This is a genomic window from Neorhizobium sp. T7_12, from assembly GCF_002968535.1.
Taxonomy (GTDB): domain Bacteria; phylum Pseudomonadota; class Alphaproteobacteria; order Rhizobiales; family Rhizobiaceae; genus Neorhizobium; species Neorhizobium tomejilense.
This window is the reverse complement of the sequence record NZ_PVBK01000019.1, coordinates 1-19263: the sequence shown is the minus strand read 5'-3', so window position 1 is coordinate 19263 and position 19263 is coordinate 1. Positions and strand designations below refer to the sequence as shown.

Genomic DNA, 19263 nt, shown 5'->3' with positions numbered 1-19263 from the left:
ACCATTAGAATTTGCTGAATCTCCTGCCCCGGCCCTTGGATGGTAGGAATAGCACTCACCGCCATGCCTCCAAAGACCCAACCAGCAGAATTTCCATGCGTTTCGTCAATCAGTGACACAAGGATTGGGGCAAGAGTTTGTCCTTTTCCTAACTCTCACAATGACATTAGAATGGTCGAATATGATGCGAATCTCATCGGAAACTTTGCGCAGCGTAAATGAATGTAGACGAAAGAGACCACTTCGCCGGCTTGGTAAGGGCAGTGGCCGATGAGCGCGATCAGGCAGCCTTTACCGTGCTGTTCGATTATTATGCGCCGCGTTTGAAATCCTGGCTGGTGAAACGGTCGATGCGACCCGACGACGCGGAGGAACTCGTCCAGGAAGTGATGGCCGTTCTCTGGCACCGCGCCGGCCTCTACGATCCGGCCCGATCTTCCTTGTCCACCTGGCTTTTCCGTATCGCCCGCAACCGCCGCATCGACGCGGAACGCCGGACGAGGCACAGGCCGCTGGACGTCTACGAACCCCTGTTCTTCGTCACCGAGGCGCCGGGCGCCGATACGATCTTCGAAGGTGAGGAACGCGATGCCCAGGTGCGCGCAGCCCTTGCCGATATCCCCGGCGAACAGATGGAACTGGTGCGGGCGGCCTTCTTCCTAGGCCAGTCCCATTCGGAAATCGCCTCGTCCACGGGTCTTCCGCTCGGCACGGTGAAGTCGCGAATCCGGCTCGCTTTCGAGCGCTTGCGACGAGTTCTCGACGATCCTTCGGAGGGATAGCGTCCCTTGAGACTATTTGCCGCGGACGCCGTCGGCGATGTCCGGATTGTCCGCGAGCGCCAGATCGGCGGCCTCGTAATGGCGGTCGGCAATGTGCCCTTGGATCATCCGGAAAGCTGCCGCGAGCACCGCGACATCGTCGGTGAAGCCGACAAGAACGAACATGTCCGGCAGGAAATCGATCGGCATCACGAAATAGGCAAGCGCCGCAAGCAGCACGCCCCGCACACGGGTCGGCGTGCGGCGGTCGATGGCGCAATAATAGGCGGCGATCAGATCGCGGCTGAACGGCACCTGCCGCACGGCCCGCTTCAGGGTCGGCCAGAACTTGGTCCGGACCTGCCGCTCGCGGCGGCCTTGCGTATCCTCGTCACCCGGCAGCAGAATTTCGCCGATCTTCACGTCGTCCATGGTCGCTCCGTTCGCTCAACGTGTGCCCATCCAATATTGGGCTCTCGACCATGAAGTTCAATTGCGGCGCGAGGATGCCTTGTCCATCGCCCGGGCAAGCTTGAAGTCGATGTCGGTCAGCCCCTTGGTCGCGTGGGTGGTCAGCAGCACGTCGACCCGCGAATAGACGTTCGACCATTCCGGGTGGTGGTTGAGTTTTTCGGCGGACAGCGCGCATTCGGCCATGAAACCGAAGGCCTCGATAAAGGTCTTGAACTTGAAGCTCTTGAAGATCGCATCGCCTTCCGGCTTCAGGTCCCAGCCGTCAAGCGTCGCGAACTCCCGCTCGACGCCCGCCGTATCCAGCTTTTCGTAGTTCATCGTCCAACGCTCCTTCGGAAAAAGGGGCTGCTTCGGGTCAAAGGAGGCTTTTAGCCGGCTCCATGTCGCCAGCATAGGCAGTGCCGTAGCTCGTCTCCTGCAGCGGGAAGATTTCCTCCGTCAGATAAGGCCCGCCGCCGACCGATTCCTTCGACGACAGCAGCACGAAACGCGGCACCGTGAAGGGCGCCGTATAGAAGTTGCCGCGGCCGGAAAGGTAGTGGACCACATCGTCCAGCCGGCAATTCTTGAGCCGCGCCAGCGTCACATGCGGGGTGAACTTGCGGGGATCCGGCGGCAGGCCGATGCGCTGGCAGATCCGTTCGATCTCCGCCTGCAGCGCATATATTTCCGGGGAGGGCGAAACGCCGGCCCAGATGGAATGCGGCTTTTTCGACCCGAAGGAGCCGATCCCGGTCAGCGTCGCCTGGAATTCCGGCCGGTCGATACGGTCCAGCCGGTCGACGATCTCGTCGGCGGTGCGGCCGTCGACATCGCCGATGAAGCGCAGCGTGATGTGATAGTTCTCCACGTCGATCCACCGGGCACCGGGGATCCCGCCGCGAAGGAGAGACAGGCTCATCGCTACATTGCGCGGAACTTCGAGGGCGGTGAAAAGTCTCGGCATAGGGACCTCCTCGAATCTTTTGCAGATGCTAACAGCGAATCATGCAACGGAGTTCCGCGCAAGGTGTTATTTTCCCTTATCCTTAATAGCCCCCAGGAAGCTTTTGACAGGTTCAATGGTCTTTTCGACCATCACGGCCACCCCTTTGGCGTTCGGATGCATGCCGTCCGAGAGCTGCAGGCTGGAAATGGTCGTGACCCCATCCAGGAAGAACGGATAGAGCGGCACGGCGTATTTGTCGGCCAGCCGCTTGTAGATCGGGTTGAACTTCTCGGCGTAATTGCCGCCCATGTTCGGTGGCGCCAGGATGCCGATCAGGAAGACCGGGATCTTCCGTTCTTTTAGCCGCGCCAGGATCGCATCGAGATTTTTTTCCGACTGGTCCGGCGAGATGCCGCGCAACGCGTCGTTGGCGCCGAGCTCAAGGATCACGCCGTCGGTGCCGTCGGGCACCGACCAGTCGATGCGCGAAAGTCCGCCGGCCGTCGTATCCCCGGAAACGCCGGCATTGGCGACCACGACATTCTGCCCCGCGGCTTTCAACGCCGCCTCGAGCTGTGCCGTATAGGATTCGGAAGGCGCAAGCTGGTAGCCCGCCATCAGGCTGTCGCCGAAACCGACGATCTGGATCGTCCTATCCTGCGCGGCGGCCGGCAATGCGGCCAGCCCCAGCACGGACATGACGATGAAGTGAAGCAGGCTTGCTTTAAAACTCACGATCCGTCTCCTAGATTGAGCGCGACCGCAATGCGGTACTCGGGTTACGCTTCACGCCTAATATAGGACGGTTCGATTTGACTAAAACCATCATCACACTGAAGAAAGCCGATCTGACCCTGGGCAGCGCGGCAGCCTCGGTGCATGTGCTGAAGCAGATCGACCTCGAAATCCGGGCCGGCGAAGCCGTCGGCATAGTCGGGCCTTCGGGCTCCGGCAAGTCGACGCTGCTGATGGTCCTGGCCGGCCTCGAACGGCTGGACAGCGGCGAGATCGTCATCAACGGCGCTCCCCTTCACGCCCTTTCCGAAGACAGGCTCGCCGATTTCCGCGGCCGCAATATCGGAATCGTCTTTCAGTCCTTCCACCTGATCGCCAACATGACGGCGCTCGAAAACGTCGCCGTTCCGCTCGAACTCGCCAATGTCAGGGATGCTTTCGAGATCGCCCGGCGGGAACTGACCGCCGTCGGCCTCGGCGAGCGGCTGAGCCACTATCCCGGCCAGCTTTCCGGCGGCGAGCAGCAGCGCGTGGCGATTGCCCGGGCTCTTGCCCCCTCGCCGTCCGTGCTGATCGCCGACGAACCGACCGGCAATCTCGACACCGAGACCGGCCGGCAGATCGCGGACCTGCTCTTTTCGAAACAGGCGGAGCGCGGCATGACCATGCTGCTCGTCACCCATGACAATGCGCTTGCCGCCCGCTGCTCGCGCCAGATCCGCGTCCGTTCCGGCGAGATCGTCGGCGACAGCGCCACCGCCCACGTGTCCGTCCAGGCGGTCTCCGCATGAGGCCGGCCTTTCCGCGCCTCTCGATTTCCTTCCGCCTGGCGCTGCGCGAAATGCGGGGCGGCCTTGCCGGCTTCTACATCTTCCTCGCCTGTATCGCGCTCGGCACCGGGGCGATCGCGGCCGTCAATTCGGTATCGCGGGCGATCACCGGCGCCATCGCCTCCCAGGGCCAGGAAATTCTTGCCGGCGACATCCGTTTCGAACTGAACAACCGCGAAGCCACCGACCAGGAACGCGCGTTCCTCACCAGCCTCGGCAAGGTCTCCCTGTCCACCAGCCTGCGCTCCATGGCCCGCAAGCCTGACGGTTCCGAGCAGGCGCTGGTCGAGGTCAAGGCGGTGGACGACGCCTATCCGCTCTACGGCAGTTTCGGCGCCGAACCTTCCGCGCCGCTGCCCGACCTGCTTGGCAAGCAGGGAGAGACGTTTGGCGCACTGGCAGCCCCGCTTCTGCTGGAACGCCTCGGCCTCAAGGACGGCGACCAGCTTCTGCTCGGCAATGCCCGGCTGACATTGCGCGGCACGATCACCGCCGAGCCCGACGCGCTTTCCGACGGTTTCGGCTTTGCGCCGCGCCTGATCGTCAACCGTGAGGCACTCGCGGCCTCCGGCCTGATCACCACCGGCAGCCTCGTCGAACATGCCTATAAGGTGCGGCTCGACGACCCGGCGGTCCGCTCGACGCTCGCCGCCCGCGCCAATCGCGAATTCCCGAGCGCCGGCTGGTCGGTCCGCACCAGCGACCGTGCCGCCCCTTCGCTCACCGAAAATGTCGATCGCTTCTCGCAATTCCTGACGCTCGTTGGTCTGACGGCACTGATCGTCGGCGGCGTCGGCGTCGCCAATGCGGTGCGCGCCTTCCTCGATGCCAAGCGCACCACGATCGCCACCTTCAAATGCCTGGGCGCGCCGGCCTCGGTCGTGACGATGATCTATCTCATCCAGATCATGCTGCTTGCAGTCATTGGCATCCTGATCGGTCTCGTCATCGGCGCCGTCTCGCCCTTCGTGGCGCTGCAATTCCTCGAAGGCGTGCTACCGGTTCCGAAAGAAGTCACCTTCTACCCCTCGGCGTTGGCGCTTGCCGCGCTGTTCGGCATCCTGATCACCTTCGCCTTCGCGGTTCTGCCGCTCGGCCATGCCCGCGAAGTTCCGGCGACCGCGCTTTTCCGGGAACAAAGCTTCGACAATACCCGCCTTCCCTCCTGGCCCTATCTTCTTGCGGCCGGCCTGGCGCTTGCGGCCCTGGCGGCACTTGCGATCGTCTCTGCGGAAGAGCGCTTCATCGCCTCCGTTTTCCTCGCCGCCGTCGCCGGCGCGTTCGTGCTTTTGCGCCTCGTGGCAGCCCTGATCGCCGCACTTGCCAAACGAAGCCCGCGGGTCAATTCGCCGGCGCTGCGGCTGGCGATCGGCAATATCCACCGGCCGGGCGCGCTGACGCCGTCGGTCGTGCTGTCGCTCGGCCTCGGCCTTGCGCTCCTCGTGACGCTCGCCCTGATCGACGGCAACATGCGTCGCCAGCTCACCGGCAGCATCGCCCAGCAGGCGCCGAATTTCTTCTTCGTCGACATCCAGGGACCGGAGCGCGAGGGTTTCGTCAACATCCTGAAACAACAGGCGCCGGAGGGTGCGATCACCCAGGTGCCGATGCTGCGCGGAAGAATTCTCGCCTTCAACGGCCAGGACGTGACCCAGATGAACGTCCCGCCCGCCGGCCGCTGGGTGTTGCGCGGCGACCGCGGCATCACCTACGAGGAGAAGCTTCCTTCCAACTCCGCGCTGACGGCGGGACAATGGTGGGCCGCCGACTATACCGGCGAACCGCTGGTCTCCTTCTCGGCAGAAGAGGCCGGCGAACTCGGCCTGAAGATCGGCGACACCGTCACCGTCAACGTGCTCGGCCGCAATATCACCGCCCGCATCGCCAATTTCCGCAAGGTTCAGTGGGAATCTCTCTCGATCAACTTCGTAATGGTCTTTTCGCCCAATACCTTCCGCGGCGCACCGCATGCCTGGCTCGCGACGCTCAGCGATCCCAAGGCCACCGCCCAGCAGGAAGCTTCGATCCTGCGTGCGGTCACCAACGCCTATCCGACCATCACCAGCGTCCGAGTCAAGGACGCGATCGATATCGTTGACCAACTCGTCGGCCAGCTCGCGGCCGCGATCCGGGCCGCGGCGGCCGTTGCGCTGATCGCCTCCGTGCTGGTGCTTGCCGGTGCGCTTGCGGCCGGCAACCGCGCACGCACCCATGACGCCGTCATCCTGAAGACGCTCGGCGGCACGCGCAGCATGCTGATGCGCGCCTTCAGCTACGAATACATGATCCTCGGAACGGCGACGGCGCTCTTCGCGCTTCTCGCCGGCGGCCTCTCCGCATGGTTCGTGGTGAGCCGGATCATGCGGCTCCAGTCGGTCTTCCTGCCCGACATTGCAGTGCTGACGCTCGCCGTTTCTCTGGTTTTGACCGTCGGAATAGGCCTCGCCGGCACATGGCGCATATTAGGGCAGAAGGCCGCGCCGGTGCTGCGCGAGCTCTAATTCGACCACAGGTAGTATTTCTCGTTAACTCTCTGATCAAATTCCCGTCAGAGCGTCCCATAGGTTGCTAAAGAGCCCCGATAGCTTGCGTTTTTCGCTTGTCACACCTCTTGTATGTGAAACGATCTCGCATCATATTTATGCGCAGGCTTGCTGGAGCTCCGCAGCGGCGCCTGGGTCCGTAAAAAAGGGGGCCCGACACCGTGAATAATTCCGGAGCTTAAAGAGGAAACAATGGCTGACTTTAACAACTACCAGACCCGGGCGGCGCAGGGTCGCGCCCGGTCCGGCGCGATGATCGATGAAGGCCTGCGCGCCTACATGCTCAAGGTCTACAACCTGATGGCTGTCGGCTTGGCTATCACCGGTATCGCCGCCTATGGTATCTCGGCCCTCGCAACGACGACGGATGCAGCTGCAGCTGTCGCCCGGCTTCCGAACGGCATCCTGCTGACCAGCCTCGGCGCTGCGATCTACGGTTCGCCGCTTCGCTGGGTCGTCATGCTCGCGCCGCTCGCGGTGGTGTTCTTCCTGAGCTTCCGCGTTCATAAGATGAGCGTCGGCGCGGCACAGGCCACTTTCTGGGGCTACGCGGCCCTGATGGGTCTTTCGCTGTCGTCGATCTTCCTGATCTACACGTCGCAAAGCATCGTGCAGACGTTCTTCATCACGGCTGCCTCCTTCGGCGCCCTGTCGCTTTACGGCTACACGACGAAGAGAAGCCTGTCGGGCATGGGCTCGTTCCTGATCATGGGCCTGTTCGGCCTGATCATCGCCTCGATCGTCAACATTTTCCTGGCGTCTTCCGCACTCGGCTTCGCGATCTCCGCGATCGGCGTGCTGATCTTCGCAGGCCTCACCGCCTACGATACGCAGAAGATCAAGGAAATGTACTTTGACGGCGACGACGTCGCGGTTGCTGGCCGCAAGGCCATCATGGGCGCTCTGACCCTCTACCTCGACTTCATCAACCTCTTCACGTTCCTCCTCCAGTTCCTGGGCAACCGGAACAACTGATCTCGAGGAATTCGAATAGGAAAAGGCGGCCTCCGGGCCGCCTTTTTTATTGCCCGGCCTCGCGCCTCGGCATAGGCTTGGCAGTCCCTTTCAACGGCCTGAAATCTCAATGACATTCCATCTCCGCGACGCCTCCCCCGCCGATCTTCCCGCCATCACCGAGATCTATCGCGACAGCGTGCTGAACGGCACCGCAAGCTATGAGATCCTGGCCCCCGATCAGGCGGAGATGACGGCCCGCTTCGAGGCGATCCGGACCAAGGGTTACCCCTATATCGCAGCGGAACAGGAAGATGGCACCCTGCTCGGTTATGCCTACGCCTCGGCCTTCCGGACCCGTCCCGCCTATCGCTGGCTGGTCGAGGACTCGATCTACCTGGCGCCGGAAGCGCGCGGCAAGGGCGTGGGCAAGGCGCTACTCAAGGAACTGCTGGTGCGCTGCGAGGCGCTCGGTTTCCGCCAGATGGTCGCCGTGATCGGCGGTGCAAGCCCCGCCTCCGTGGCGCTCCATCGCGGCCTCGGCTTCGAACTGACGGGCACCCTGAAGGGCACCGGCTTCAAGCACGGAAAGTGGCAGGATACGGTGCTGATGCAGGTCTCGCTCGGCGAAGGCAATGAAACCGATCCGGATCCCGGCGTCTATCCCGGCTCGCTGTTTACCGAATAGAGCGCCGCCTCAGTCGATGAGTTTCAGCACCTTGTCGAACACCTTGAGCACCTGCGGCAGCTCATGGCCGCGCTTCATGATCATGCCATGGGTGTTCATCACGGAGTAGGCGCCCTGCTTGCCGGCGAGCTTCGGGTTTTTCTCTATCCGGAAGAGCGGGCTTTCGCCGGAGCGTTTGAAGACGGAGAACACGGCCCGGTCCTTGAGGTGGTCGATCGCGTAGTCCTTCCACTCCCCCTCGCCGACCATTCGGCCGTAAATCCTCAAGATTGCATCGAGTTCGCGCCGGTGGAAGGTGACCGGCGCGGGATCGCGGTTCTGCCGATATTCACTGAGATCGACGACGACGGCTGCGTCCCGGGGTCTCTGGCTCCCCGGCAAATCCGGCTGATCTGTCATCAAGACTCCCAAATCGTCAAATGTCAGAGATGTGACAGTGTGCCCGAGAGGCCGTAAAAATCAACCCCGGCAATTCGCCCGGAACGAACCGTCACGATTTTATTCTTGCCCCATTTCGAACAAAAGAGTGCCCGATTTCGAAGCGAGATTGGCATCGTTGGTTGGCGCCGTTTTCAGCGCCATATGGCCCGGTCTGGTGCATTGACCCTTACCCCCAGCCCCCCAATGTTATTGGATCGGGCCGCCAACAACAGTTTCACGCACAATACGGCAGGCCAGAGACCGCACGCGCGGTCAGTATTTTTTGCGGCCTGCCATCAGCACGGTGGCGCCGAGAATTGCCGCTGGCTCGCCGCCTTGGCCGGAAGTCTGCAGCAAGATCGCGCAACCATCCTTCTTCGACTTCCCCATCAGCTTGCCGGGCAGGGTCAGCTTCATGCTCTGGCCGTTCCAGGTGCCGACCGACTGCACGTCGTAGACGGCGTGCCAATATTCCATCGTCTTGCCGCTGTTTTCACCCTTGGTGACATCCACCAGCTGGCGTTTCGTGAAATAGGCGACGACGACGTCCGCCTGGCCCTTGCCGTCGCCGATCTCGATCTCGATTTCGTCGCCACGCATCGCCGCGGTGACCGGGACGTCGAGCCCCTTGCCCGTTTGGCCGAGTGCCTTCACCTTGTCGTTGATGATCGTGAGGTCGGTGCCCTTGACGTGATCGCGGCCATTGATGACAGCCTGCGGGGTATAGACGCCGCTCCGCCCCAGCGTCTTGGCATAACCATATTGCCGCTCGGTATTTTCCCTGGAGCTCAGCGTGTCGGTCCAGCCGAGATAGTTCCAGTAATCGACGTGGTAGGAAAGTACGACCATGTCTCCCTGCGCCACCAACTCACCCAGAGCCGCATCGGCCGGCGGGCAGGAGGAGCAGCCTTGGGAGGTAAAAAGTTCGATCACGCCCTTCGGCGCCCTGACCTCTCCTGCAAATGCAGTGCCCGCATAAAACAGGCCCGCAACAAGGAGTACGGAGCGAAAACGAAAGGGCATGGGTGGCGGACCTTTTTATCAGGGTAACTGTTATCCACGATTGCTCGCGGCGATCAAGGGCCTAACGCACGGGATGGCGGAAAGTAACCACCGGGCGCCCTCAAGAGAAAGTCACGAAGGGGTGAAGACCGGATATTTGATCGGTTTCCGAATGCGTTTCGTCGGGTGCCAAACTTGGCGAAAAACGCGCCGAGGTCAAATCAGTTTGAGCAGGCCTTGAGTAAAATAAACGGCACCCACGCCGGTGACGATCCAGCGCGTCCAGGCGCGGAAATTCTGGTCGGTCATCTTCTGCAATATGTCGTTGCCGGCCCGCGCCCCGAGGATCGCGATCGGCGCCGCGACCAGCACCGCAATCCACTCGGTGGTCGGCAGTTCCGAGGCCGCATTCCAGTAGAATACCACTTTCGTGGCATGCGAGGCGACCTGTACGGCCGCCTTGGTGGCGATCACCTTGCGCCGGTCCATCGTCGTGTGGATGAAGAAGATATCGATCGTCGGCCCCGATACGCCGACGCCGACCGTCAACGCGCCGGCGATCAGTCCGCAGGCCAGTGCATGCAGCGGCTTCGAGGCGTCGAGCCGCAGCTTCGATACCGGCATCCAGACCAGGATCGGCATCAGCCCGATAGCGATCGACACCACGATCAGGTCCGGTTGATAGTCGACGACCAGCAGGATGATGCTCGAGATGACCAGACCCAGGCCCAGGATACCAAGAATGCGGTAGTCGATATAGGCGCGCGAGAACCAGGCACGCGACCCGTTCGAGACCATCTGGATGACGCCGTGGATGGCGATCGCGGTACTGACGGGAAAGAGGAAAAGCAGCACCCAGAGCAAGATCAGCCCGCCCGCCATGCCGAAAATTCCCGAAAGCAGCGATGTCAGGAAAACGGTGACGGCCATTCCGATGAGGATGACGACGGTCAAGGGCACGGGACCTTGGGGAGGACGATGTCGCGCTGAGGACAGGCGTACGGACATCGGCTATCGGGAGGAAATCCGCCGGAGGTTTCGCTCCGGCGGATGATTGGCTGTTTCGCTTTAAGCGGCGAGGTCGCGCAGAACGGTCTGCAGGATGCCGCCATTGTTCATGTAGATGACCTCGTCGAGCGTATCGATGCGGCAGAGGATGTTGATTTCCTTCACCGTGCCGTCGCCGTAGGTGATCTTGGCGGTCTTCCATTCGCGCGGCTTGATGTCGCCTTCGAGACCGAGAATCTCGACGGTCTCGTCGCCCTTGAGGTCGAGGCTGGCCCAGGTCGTGCCCTCTTCGAAGACGAAGGGAACGACGCCCATGCCGACCAGGTTCGAGCGGTGGATACGCTCGAAGGACTGGGCGATGACCGCCTTGACGCCGAGCAGGTTGGTGCCCTTCGCGGCCCAGTCGCGCGACGAACCGTTGCCGTATTCGACGCCGGCGAAGATGACCAGCGGTACGCCCTCTTCCCTGTACTTCATGGCCGCGTCGTAGATCGACATCTCTTCCTTGGACGGATAGTGGAAGGTGTAGCCGCCTTCCTTGCCGTTCGGGCCGAGCATGTAGTTGCGGATGCGGATGTTGGCGAACGTGCCGCGCATCATCACTTCATGATTGCCGCGGCGCGTGCCGTACTGGTTGAAGTCGGCAACGCCGACGCCATGACCCGTCAGGTATGCACCGGCCGGCGAAGCGGCCTTGATCGAACCGGCCGGCGAGATGTGGTCGGTGGTGATCTTGTCGCCGAAGAGACCGAGGACGCGGGCGCCCTTGATGTTCTTGAGGCCCGAGCCTGTCTTGCCCATGCCGACGAAATAGGGCGGGTTCTGCACATAGGTCGAATCGTCGTCCCAGGCATAGGTCTGGCCCGGGGGAATCTTGACCGCCTGCCAGTTCTCGTCGCCCTTGAACACGTCCGCATATTTGGTTTCGTAGAGTTCGCGGGTGACGTATTTCAGGATGAATTCCTGGACTTCCTTCGAGGTCGGCCAGATGTCCTTGAGGAAGACCGGGTTGCCGTTCTGGTCTTCGCCGAGCGGCTCGGAGGTCAGGTCCTTCTGGACCGAACCGGCGAGCGCATAGGCAACGACGAGCGGTGGCGAAGCGAGGTAGTTCGCCTGGACGTCCGGAGAGATCCGGCCTTCGAAGTTACGGTTGCCCGAGAGCACGCCGGCGGCGATCAGGCCCTTGTCGTTGATCGTCTTCGAGATCGGCGCCGGCAGCGGGCCGGAATTGCCGATGCAGGTCGTGCAGCCGAAGCCGACCAGGTTGAAGCCGAGCTTGTCGAGATCGACCTGCAGGCCGGACTTGGCAAGGTATTCGCCGACGACCTGGGATCCCGGTGCAAGCGAAGTCTTGACCCACGGCTTGGACTTCAGGCCCTTGGCAACAGCATTGCGGGCAAGAAGGCCGGCAGCGATCAGCACCGACGGATTGGAGGTGTTGGTGCAGGAGGTGATCGCGGCAATTGCCACGTCGCCATGGCCGAGATCGAAATCCGTGCCTTCGACAGGGTAACGATTGTCGAGCTGGCCGGGCTTCTTGTATTCGGTGTCGAGCGAACCGGCGAAGCCGGAGGCGATCTTGTCGAGCGAAATGCGACCTTCCGGACGCTTCGGGCCGGCCATCGACGGCACGACGTCGTTAAGGTCGAGTTCCAGCGTATCGGTGAAGACGAGGTCGGAACCGTCGCCTTCGCGCCACATGCCCTGGACCTTGGAATAGGCCTCGACCAGTGCGATCCGCTCGAGCGTGCGACCGGACATGGTCAGGTAGTTGATGGTTTCGCCGTCTACGGGGAAGAAGCCGCAGGTCGCGCCGTATTCCGGGCCCATGTTGCCGATCGTCGCACGGTCGGCGAGCGGCATGTTGTCCATGCCCGGTCCGAAGAATTCGACGAACTTGGAGACGACGCCCTTCTTGCGCAGCATCTGCACGACGGTCAGCACCAGGTCGGTCGCGGTGACGCCCTCCTTGAGCTTGCCGGTGAGCTTGAAGCCGATGACTTCAGGCAAAAGCATCGAGACCGGCTGGCCAAGCATGGAAGCTTCCGCTTCGATGCCGCCCACACCCCAGCCGAGAACGCCGAGGCCGTTGATCATCGTGGTGTGCGAGTCCGTGCCGACGCAGGTATCCGGATAGGCGATCGTTTCGCCATCCTCTTCCTTGGTCCAGACGGTCTGGCCGAGATATTCGAGATTGACCTGGTGACAGATACCGGTGCCCGGGGGAACCACGCGAAAATTCTTGAACGCCTGCTGGCCCCACTTCAGGAAGCGGTAGCGCTCGCCGTTGCGCTCGTATTCGAGCTCGACGTTCTTGGCAAAGGCGGTCGGCGTACCGAATTCGTCGACGATGACCGAGTGGTCGATGACGAGATCGACGGGAACCAGCGGGTTGATCTTTTCCGGATCGCCGCCGAGCGACACCATCGCGTCACGCATCGCGGCAAGATCGACGACGGCGGGAACGCCGGTGAAGTCCTGCATCAGCACGCGGGCCGGACGGTAAGCGATTTCCGCTTCCGTGAGGCCCTTGTTGTTCAGCCATTCGGCAACAGTGAGGATCTGTTCCTTGGTGACGGACTGGCCGTCTTCAAAGCGGAGCAGGTTTTCGAGCAGCACCTTCATGGAGAAGGGCAGCTTCGAAACGCCGGCAAGGCCGTTTTGCTCAGCCTTCGGAAGGCTGTAGTAAACGTAATCCTTACCGCCTACGGTAAGGATGGAGCGACAATTGAAACTGTCGAGAGACTTAGCCACGGAATAAACCCCGCTGATTAAAGAGCCAACACGCGCGTGCGGACGCCTATGCACTTCATGCACATCAGGATGCGGGTACGACCATTTCCGCTGTCCGCACGAGAAGATTTTTTGGGATCTTCAGGTCCGGCGGAAGATTGAAATCACGCCGGCCGCTGGCGTGGTTGCAGTGCTTATAGATAATTTCTAAGAAGGGTTCCAGACGCTTGGCGCCCATTCCGAATAAATTTTCGGATCGCGATGATTAAAATCTTAATGAAGGTCTCCAGCATGCGGCTTTTGGCCGAAAACCTGAGCGCAAGACGCGGCGAAGACCTGATTTTCACGGATATCTCCTTTACCCTCGGAGCCGGTGAAAGCCTCGTCCTGGCCGGCCGCAACGGATCGGGGAAATCGACGCTGCTGCGCGTCGTGGCCGGATTGCTGCATCCGGAAACCGGCCGCGTCGCCTGGACATCCGAAAGTTCCGAATCAGGAATGCGCGCCGCCGAGGCCTGCCATTATCTCGGCCACCGCAACGCGATGAAGGCGGAACTCACCGTCGCTGAGAACCTCGCCTTCTGGAAGAGCCTTTTTGGCGACGTGGATGGCGGTAAGGGCATCTCTCCGGCCGAGGCCGCCGAAACCGTCGGCCTTGGCGGCATCCTCCACCTGCCCTTCGGTTACCTCTCCGCCGGCCAGCAGCGCCGCATGGCGTTTGCAAAACTGCTGGTCGCTTATAGGCCGGTCTGGATCCTCGACGAGCCGACGGCCGCGCTGGATGTGAATGCAGAGGGGGCATTTACCGGATTGATCAACGCGCATCTGGCGGCCGGTGGCATTGTGCTGGCGGCGACTCACCAGCCGCTGGGGCTGGAGAACGCAAAGGAACTGAAGATGACGGGGTTTGCAGGCGTGGCGGAGGGGAGATGGTGAACGCCCTGTCCCGCGTTACCCCCCTCTGCCCTGCCGGGCATCTCCCCCACAAGGGGGGAGATTGGATGGGGCCAATGCCCTGCCTCAGATCCAGGCATCAATCCGCCGTCACCAACCTGAAATCTGCTCTCTCCGCTCTCCGAACGATCAACGCTTGGCGGAGGCCCGGCGTCTTGCCGATCTCCCCCCTTGTGGGGGAGATGCCCGGCAGGGCAGAGGGGGGTGCGCCCCGGACACGGAGCGTCCGATCATGACCGCCCTCCTCCTCCGCGACCTGAAACTTTCGGTCCGCGCCGGCGGCGGCGCTCTGATCGGGGTTCTCTTCTTCATGACCGTCGTCGCCGTCATCCCCTTCGGCGTCGGCCCCGACCTCAATCTCCTCTCCCGCATCGGCCCGGCGATCGTCTGGATCGGGGCGCTGCTGTCGGCCCTGCTCGGGCTCGACCGCCTGTTTCAGACCGAGCGCGAGGACGGGTCGCTCGACTTGCTGCTGATGCAGGAACACCCGCTGGTGCTGACCGTGCTGGTCAAATGCCTCGCCCACTGGCTCGGCAACGGCCTGCCGCTGGTGGTCGCCTCGCCGCTGCTCGGCCTGTTCATGAACATGGACGAGGTGGCGATCGGCGCCACCATGCTGACGCTCTTGGTCGGCACGCCGGCGCTGACTTTCATCGGCGCGGTCGGCGCGGCGGTCGCGGTGGCCCTGCCGCGCGGCGGGCTGCTGGTGTCGATCCTCGTCCTGCCGCTTGCGATCCCCGTGCTGATCTTCGGCGTCAGCGCTTCCTATGCGGCGGTCGAGGATCCTGCCCCGTTTATGCCGCCTTTCCTGATATTGGTGGCGATCACGATGTTTTTTGCCGTCCTCGGTCCGCTCGGCGCGGCACTGGCGTTGCGCAATGCCGGCGATTGACTAGAATCGGATTGAACGGGATCGGATCGACGACCGGCGAATTGACCAGGATCAAGCTGATTTTTCCGCGCGCATATTAGAAAGTGCCCATGACCGACAGCCTTGCCATCAGCAAATTTTCCGAGCTGGCCAACCCGACGCGGTTTCTGGCGCTGGCGGCCCGCATCCTGCCGTGGATGGTGGCGGCGACGATGATCCTCTTTGCCATCGGGCTCTATCTGAGCTTCACGACGGAAGGCGATTACCAGCAGGGCGCGACGGTGCGTATCATGTACGTGCATGTGCCAGCCGCCTGGCTGTCGATGATGTGCTACACGGTGATGGCCGTTTCGGCGATCGGCACGCTGGTCTGGCGCCACCCGCTCGCCGACGTCAGCCACAAGGCGGCAGCCCCGCTCGGCGCCGCCTTCACGCTGATCGCGCTCGCCACCGGCTCGCTCTGGGGCCGGCCGATGTGGGGCACATGGTGGGTGTGGGATGCGCGGCTGACCTCGGTCTTCGTGCTGTTCCTGATGTATCTCGGCCTGATCGCGCTCAACCGCGCAATGGACGATCCGTCGCGCGCGGCCCGCGTCTCCGCCGTGCTGATCCTTGTCGGATTCGTCAACATCCCGATCATCAAGTTCTCGGTCGACTGGTGGAACACGCTGCACCAGCCAGCCAGCGTCATCCGCATGGGCGGCCCGACCATCGACCAGGAATTCCTCTGGCCGCTGCTGATCATGGCGATCGCCTCCACCATGCTGTTCTTCACCCTGCACACAGCGGCGATGCGCAACGAGATCTGGCGCCGCCGCGTCGCCGCCCAGCGGCGGATGGCCGCGCGTATGGCCGGACGGGAGGCGTGAGACCATGAGCCATACCTTCTATATCGCCATGTCCTATGCCGTCTCGGCTGCCGTCATCCTCTGTCTGATCGCCTGGACCTGGCTCGACGGCCGCGCCCGCAGACAGGAACTGGCCGAGCTCGAAGCCTCCGGCATCCGCCGCCGCTCCGCCCAGGCAAAGGATGACGCGGCATGAGCATCGAGACCGAAAATCAGCCCGCCGCGCGCAAAAGCTTGGCGCGTTATGCACTGCCGCTGATCCCGCTGGCGATTTTTCTCGGCTTTGCAGCCGTCGCCGGCAAGATGCTCTACGACCAGGACGTCAACGGCCGCGACGTCTCGGCCATCCCCTCGGCCCTGATCGGCAAAAAGGCACCGTCGCTGGCGCTGCCGCCGCTGGAAGGCTCGAACACCGCAGCACTGACGACCGCGGCTATCGCCGGCAAGCTGACGCTGGTCAACGTCTTCGCCTCCTGGTGCGTGCCCTGCCGGCAGGAACACCCGATCCTGAAGGAACTGGCGAACGACAGCCGGCTCACCATCGTCGGGATCAATTACAAGGACCGCAACGACAACGCGCTGCGTTTCCTCGGCGAACTCGGCAACCCTTATAAGGCGATCGGTGTCGACCCGAACGGCAAGGCCGCGATCGACTGGGGCGTCTACGGCATTCCGGAAAGTTATCTGGTCGCCCCTGATGGCACGATCCTCTACAAGAAGGTCGGCCCCTTCGACGAGCGCAGCCTGACCCAGGACCTCATGCCGGCGATCGAAAAGGCGTCCGCGGGACGTTAGCGATCCCGCAGCCGTGTGGGCCGATTACGAATTTGGAAGAAGCACCTTTGGCCGCGCGGGACCTCTTGTCCGGCGCGGTTTTGGTTTGGGAATGGGGCAGGCGGTATCGGTTATGTGGGAGGTAGGTATTTGTGCCTGCCCCGACTGTTTTGATGGACTTTCGAGGATTGTCAGGCCTCGCCAACTACCTTTGCAGCCATCACCGGAACCGGGGTCCGAGAACCCTTGGATGAGGAGGCCGGTTCGCGAACCCGGTTTCCCATCCGATGACGGGGCGATTATCGAATGGGTGCGAGAGGCGGGGATGAATGGGAAAGCGAATATGGCTAAAGCGTTGATGAGGTTGGGCGGTTTTTTTCTTGGGATGAGGAAATCGTCCCCGGTCAAAACCCGTCCCGCGCTACAGCCCACCCTGCCACACCCGCACCGCATCGACCGGCCAGACGAGCATCAGCACGTTGAGCGTCAGGTTGTCGCGGATGATGTAGCCGGTCGCCAGCTCGAAGAAGATGGCGATGGCGACCGTCAGCCAGACCGGCAGACGCGAGGCGGCGAAGAAGCCGAGCGCCATGAACACGGTGTCCATCGCCGAATTGAGAATGCTGTCGCCGGCATAACCGAGCGCCATGGTCGCCGTGCGGTAGCGATCGATGATCAGCGGGGAATTTTCGGCAATCTCCCAGGCAGCCTCGATCAGGATCGCCAGCGAAAGCCGGGCCGCCAGCGGCGCGCGGCGCAGGATCAGCCAGCCGAGACCATAGAACAGGAAGCCGTGGATGATATGCGACGGCGTGTACCAGTCGGAAAGGTGCTGAGAATTGCCGCTGGTATTCACCCCGCCTTCCCAAAACTTCACATAACCGCATTCGCAGATCGGAATGCGGCCGATCGCGTAGAGGATCGCGATCTGGAGCAGAAAGAGGATGAGCGCGGCGAGAAACCAGCGCTTCGAGGACGAACTCGATGGGGAGAATTCCGCCGCCGTCACTTTTCGGCCTCGGCGTTTCCTGCCGGCTCCTGGATCGTGTGGCGCATGATCAGCGGCATCTGCGTCATGGTGAAGATCAGCGTGATCGGCATCGTACCCCAGACCTTGAAGGCTACCCAGAAGTTATCCGCCGCCTTGGCGTCGGGCAGGTAATAGGCGTTCGCGCCGCGCCAGACGATTTCGTTGAGGACCGCGAGGAACAGGAAAAACACGCCCCAGCGGATGGTCAGTTTGCGCCAGCCGGCCTCATCGAGCTGGAAGGCCGCATTGAACACATAGCCGAGAAGCGATTTGCCGAACAGCAGGCCGCCGAGCAGCACCACGCCGAACAGCGTGTTGATGATGGTCGGCTTCATCTTGAAGAACAGCTCGTCCTGCAGCCAGATGCCGAGCCCGCCGAACACGAGGACAACGATGCCAGAAATGAAGGGCATCATAGGCAGATGCCCGAGAACGACCTTCGAGACGACCAGCGAAATGACCGTCGCGACCATGAACAGGCCGCTGGCGATGAACAGCGGACCACCGAGCACCGAAAGCCACGGGAAGGTCGCGGCAAGCCATTCCCCGCGCAGATTGGCGAAGAAGAAGACGAGCAGCGGCCCCAGCTCGAGCGAGAGCTTCAGCATCGGATGGTGCCTGTCGGCGGCGGTGGGCGTCGTATCGCTTTCGAATTTCATATATTGGTCAAACCTGCTTCGTCCTGCCTTGGCCCTGCGCGAGTGCCAAGGCAGATTTGTGGCATCAATGGGCAATCCCGGCAATGGCGCGGGCAAAATCCTGCGCCTCGAAGGGTTCGAGATCGTCGACACCCTCGCCGACACCGATGAAATAGACCGGCAGCTTGTGCTTGGCGGCGATCGCCACCAGGATACCGCCGCGCGCCGTACCGTCGAGCTTCGTCATGATAAGCCCGCTGACCCCCGCAACGTTCCGGAAAATCTCGACCTGGTTCATGGCGTTCTGGCCGGTCGTGGCATCCAGCGTCTGCAGCACGGTGTGCGGGGCGTCGGGATCGAGCTTGCCGAGCACGCGGACGATCTTTTCGAGTTCGGCCATCAGCTCGGTGCGGTTCTGCAGCCGGCCTGCGGTATCGATGATCAGCACGTCCGATTTGTTGGCGCGCGCCTGCTCGTAGGCGTCATAGGCAAGGCCGGCCGCATCGGCGCCGAGCTTGGTGCCGATGAAGGTCGAACCGGTGCGGTCCGCCCAGATCTTCAGCTGCTCGATCGCGGCGGCGCGGAACGTGTCGCCGGCAGCGAGCATGACCTTGAGGCCGGAGCCGGAGAGTTTTGCCGCGAGCTTGCCGATCGTCGTGGTCTTGCCGGTGCCGTTGACGCCGACGACGAGGATGACATGCGGCTTGTGATTGAGATCGAGCGCCAGCGGTTTGGCAACCGGGCCTAAAACCCTGGTGATCTCCTCGGCCATGATCCGCGACACGTCCTCGCCGGTCACGTCCTTGCCGTAGCGCTCGGAGGACAGCGCCCCGGTGACGCGCATGGCGGTCTCGACCCCGAGATCGGCCTGGATCAGCAGGTCTTCGAGCTGTTCCAGCGTTTCCTCGTCCAGCTTGCGCTTGGTAAAGAGCGCGCTGATCTGGCCCGAGAGCTGCGACGACGTGCGCGCAAGGCCGGCGCGCAGGCGCTGGAACCAGGTGAGTTTCGCAGCCGGTGCGACGGGTTCGGGCGTGGGTTCCGGGCGGGCGGTGGAGAAGCCCTTGGGGAGGGT

21 protein-coding genes are annotated in these 19263 nt (G+C 62.4%); 10 read left to right on the top strand and 11 right to left on the bottom strand.

Annotated features, from left to right (window positions below; translation table 11 throughout):
• Positions 1 to 218: 218 nt before the first annotated feature.
• Positions 219 to 782, top strand: coding sequence for a sigma-70 family RNA polymerase sigma factor (locus C5J26_RS26875; RefSeq protein WP_105404555.1), 564 nt, complete (start codon positions 219 to 221; stop codon positions 780 to 782).
• A 12-nt stretch (positions 783 to 794) separates the two neighbouring features.
• On the opposite strand, the gene C5J26_RS26870 is transcribed toward C5J26_RS26875, so the two are convergent.
• From C5J26_RS26870 to C5J26_RS26855, 4 genes are all read right to left on the bottom strand, one after another.
• Entirely contained in the window at positions 795 to 1193 is a 399-nt protein-coding gene (locus tag C5J26_RS26870; protein WP_046665105.1) for a YkvA family protein, read from the bottom strand.
• Positions 1194 to 1250: 57 nt separating this feature from the next.
• On the bottom strand, positions 1251 to 1553 hold the full coding sequence (locus tag C5J26_RS26865) for a 4a-hydroxytetrahydrobiopterin dehydratase (protein WP_046631864.1): 303 nt from the start codon (positions 1551 to 1553) through the stop codon (positions 1251 to 1253).
• Positions 1554 to 1590: 37 nt separating this feature from the next.
• Complete coding sequence (gene thpR / locus C5J26_RS26860; protein WP_105404554.1) at positions 1591 to 2181, bottom strand: RNA 2',3'-cyclic phosphodiesterase; 591 nt, start codon at positions 2179 to 2181, stop codon at positions 1591 to 1593.
• 66 nt (positions 2182 to 2247) lie between these two features.
• On the bottom strand, positions 2248 to 2898 hold the full coding sequence (locus C5J26_RS26855) for an arylesterase (RefSeq protein WP_105404553.1): 651 nt from the start codon (positions 2896 to 2898) through the stop codon (positions 2248 to 2250).
• 77 nt (positions 2899 to 2975) lie between these two features.
• Between C5J26_RS26855 and C5J26_RS26850 the strand changes: the two genes are divergently transcribed.
• The 4 genes from C5J26_RS26850 (at position 2976) to C5J26_RS26835 (ending at position 7913) form a co-directional block, all read left to right on the top strand.
• Complete coding sequence (locus C5J26_RS26850; protein WP_105404552.1) at positions 2976 to 3689, top strand: ABC transporter ATP-binding protein; 714 nt, start codon at positions 2976 to 2978, stop codon at positions 3687 to 3689.
• Positions 3686 to 6229, top strand: a complete 2544-nt coding sequence (locus tag C5J26_RS26845) for an ABC transporter permease (RefSeq protein ID WP_105404551.1) — start codon at positions 3686 to 3688, stop codon at positions 6227 to 6229. Before C5J26_RS26850 ends, C5J26_RS26845 begins: the two co-directional genes overlap by 4 nt.
• Before the next feature lie 234 nt (positions 6230 to 6463).
• Complete coding sequence (locus C5J26_RS26840; RefSeq protein WP_105404550.1) at positions 6464 to 7246, top strand: Bax inhibitor-1/YccA family protein; 783 nt, start codon at positions 6464 to 6466, stop codon at positions 7244 to 7246.
• A 109-nt stretch (positions 7247 to 7355) separates the two neighbouring features.
• A complete protein-coding gene (locus C5J26_RS26835) occupies positions 7356 to 7913 on the top strand; it encodes a GNAT family N-acetyltransferase (RefSeq protein ID WP_105404549.1) in 558 nt (185 codons plus the stop codon).
• A gap of 9 nt (positions 7914 to 7922) precedes the next feature.
• Here C5J26_RS26835 and C5J26_RS26830 read toward each other — a convergent pair whose 3' ends face one another.
• From C5J26_RS26830 to acnA, 4 genes are all read right to left on the bottom strand, one after another.
• Complete coding sequence (locus C5J26_RS26830; RefSeq protein WP_046631850.1) at positions 7923 to 8312, bottom strand: DUF2794 domain-containing protein; 390 nt, start codon at positions 8310 to 8312, stop codon at positions 7923 to 7925.
• Positions 8313 to 8606: 294 nt separating this feature from the next.
• Positions 8607 to 9356, bottom strand: a complete 750-nt coding sequence (locus C5J26_RS26825) for a thioredoxin family protein (RefSeq protein ID WP_105404548.1) — start codon at positions 9354 to 9356, stop codon at positions 8607 to 8609.
• A 195-nt stretch (positions 9357 to 9551) separates the two neighbouring features.
• Positions 9552 to 10295 (bottom strand): sulfite exporter TauE/SafE family protein, encoded by a 744-nt coding sequence (locus C5J26_RS26820; RefSeq protein WP_245441288.1) that lies wholly within the window; start codon positions 10293 to 10295, stop codon positions 9552 to 9554.
• Positions 10296 to 10403: 108 nt separating this feature from the next.
• Positions 10404 to 13097, bottom strand: coding sequence for an aconitate hydratase AcnA (gene acnA, locus C5J26_RS26815; RefSeq protein ID WP_105404546.1), 2694 nt, complete (start codon positions 13095 to 13097; stop codon positions 10404 to 10406).
• 270 nt (positions 13098 to 13367) lie between these two features.
• Between acnA and ccmA the strand changes: the two genes are divergently transcribed.
• The 5 genes from ccmA to C5J26_RS26785 all read left to right on the top strand — a co-directional run bounded on the left by ccmA (position 13368) and on the right by C5J26_RS26785 (position 16544).
• Entirely contained in the window at positions 13368 to 14012 is a 645-nt protein-coding gene (gene ccmA / locus C5J26_RS26810) for a heme ABC exporter ATP-binding protein CcmA (RefSeq protein WP_105404619.1), read from the top strand.
• A 250-nt stretch (positions 14013 to 14262) separates the two neighbouring features.
• Positions 14263 to 14922 (top strand): heme exporter protein CcmB, encoded by a 660-nt coding sequence (ccmB, locus tag C5J26_RS26800; RefSeq protein WP_105404544.1) that lies wholly within the window; start codon positions 14263 to 14265, stop codon positions 14920 to 14922.
• A gap of 89 nt (positions 14923 to 15011) precedes the next feature.
• Positions 15012 to 15770: a heme ABC transporter permease gene (locus tag C5J26_RS26795; protein WP_105404543.1), complete on the top strand. Its 759-nt coding sequence runs from the start codon at positions 15012 to 15014 to the stop codon at positions 15768 to 15770.
• Positions 15771 to 15774: 4 nt separating this feature from the next.
• Positions 15775 to 15945, top strand: coding sequence for a heme exporter protein CcmD (gene ccmD, locus C5J26_RS26790; protein ID WP_105404542.1), 171 nt, complete (start codon positions 15775 to 15777; stop codon positions 15943 to 15945).
• Positions 15942 to 16544: a DsbE family thiol:disulfide interchange protein gene (locus C5J26_RS26785; protein ID WP_105404541.1), complete on the top strand. Its 603-nt coding sequence runs from the start codon at positions 15942 to 15944 to the stop codon at positions 16542 to 16544. The genes ccmD and C5J26_RS26785 overlap by 4 nt, the downstream gene beginning before the upstream one ends.
• A gap of 400 nt (positions 16545 to 16944) precedes the next feature.
• Here C5J26_RS26785 and C5J26_RS26780 read toward each other — a convergent pair whose 3' ends face one another.
• The 3 genes from C5J26_RS26780 to ftsY form a co-directional block, all read right to left on the bottom strand.
• A complete protein-coding gene (locus C5J26_RS26780; RefSeq protein WP_105404540.1) occupies positions 16945 to 17532 on the bottom strand; it encodes a DUF2585 domain-containing protein in 588 nt (195 codons plus the stop codon).
• Complete coding sequence (locus tag C5J26_RS26775) at positions 17529 to 18212, bottom strand: septation protein A (protein WP_105404539.1); 684 nt, start codon at positions 18210 to 18212, stop codon at positions 17529 to 17531. The genes C5J26_RS26780 and C5J26_RS26775 overlap by 4 nt, the downstream gene beginning before the upstream one ends.
• A gap of 64 nt (positions 18213 to 18276) precedes the next feature.
• Positions 18277 to 19263 (bottom strand): signal recognition particle-docking protein FtsY (gene ftsY, locus C5J26_RS26770; RefSeq protein ID WP_105404538.1); only part of this gene is annotated, 987 nt, incomplete at its 5' end.

Coding starts and splice junctions, on each gene's coding strand:
- thpR (WP_105404554.1), bottom strand. CDS start 2,181: ATGCCGAGACTTTTCACCGCCCTCGAAGTTCCGCGCAATGTAGCGATG.
- ccmB (WP_105404544.1), top strand. CDS start 14,263: ATGACCGCCCTCCTCCTCCGCGACCTGAAACTTTCGGTCCGCGCCGGC.
- C5J26_RS26785 (WP_105404541.1), top strand. CDS start 15,942: ATGAGCATCGAGACCGAAAATCAGCCCGCCGCGCGCAAAAGCTTGGCG.
- C5J26_RS26875 (WP_105404555.1), top strand. CDS start 219: ATGAATGTAGACGAAAGAGACCACTTCGCCGGCTTGGTAAGGGCAGTG.
- C5J26_RS26845 (WP_105404551.1), top strand. CDS start 3,686: ATGAGGCCGGCCTTTCCGCGCCTCTCGATTTCCTTCCGCCTGGCGCTG.
- C5J26_RS26835 (WP_105404549.1), top strand. CDS start 7,356: ATGACATTCCATCTCCGCGACGCCTCCCCCGCCGATCTTCCCGCCATC.
- C5J26_RS26840 (WP_105404550.1), top strand. CDS start 6,464: ATGGCTGACTTTAACAACTACCAGACCCGGGCGGCGCAGGGTCGCGCC.
- C5J26_RS26830 (WP_046631850.1), bottom strand. CDS start 8,312: ATGACAGATCAGCCGGATTTGCCGGGGAGCCAGAGACCCCGGGACGCA.
- C5J26_RS26825 (WP_105404548.1), bottom strand. CDS start 9,356: ATGCCCTTTCGTTTTCGCTCCGTACTCCTTGTTGCGGGCCTGTTTTAT.
- ccmD (WP_105404542.1), top strand. CDS start 15,775: ATGAGCCATACCTTCTATATCGCCATGTCCTATGCCGTCTCGGCTGCC.
- C5J26_RS26865 (WP_046631864.1), bottom strand. CDS start 1,553: ATGAACTACGAAAAGCTGGATACGGCGGGCGTCGAGCGGGAGTTCGCG.
- ccmA (WP_105404619.1), top strand. CDS start 13,368: ATGCGGCTTTTGGCCGAAAACCTGAGCGCAAGACGCGGCGAAGACCTG.
- C5J26_RS26775 (WP_105404539.1), bottom strand. CDS start 18,212: ATGAAATTCGAAAGCGATACGACGCCCACCGCCGCCGACAGGCACCAT.
- C5J26_RS26870 (WP_046665105.1), bottom strand. CDS start 1,193: ATGGACGACGTGAAGATCGGCGAAATTCTGCTGCCGGGTGACGAGGAT.
- C5J26_RS26795 (WP_105404543.1), top strand. CDS start 15,012: ATGACCGACAGCCTTGCCATCAGCAAATTTTCCGAGCTGGCCAACCCG.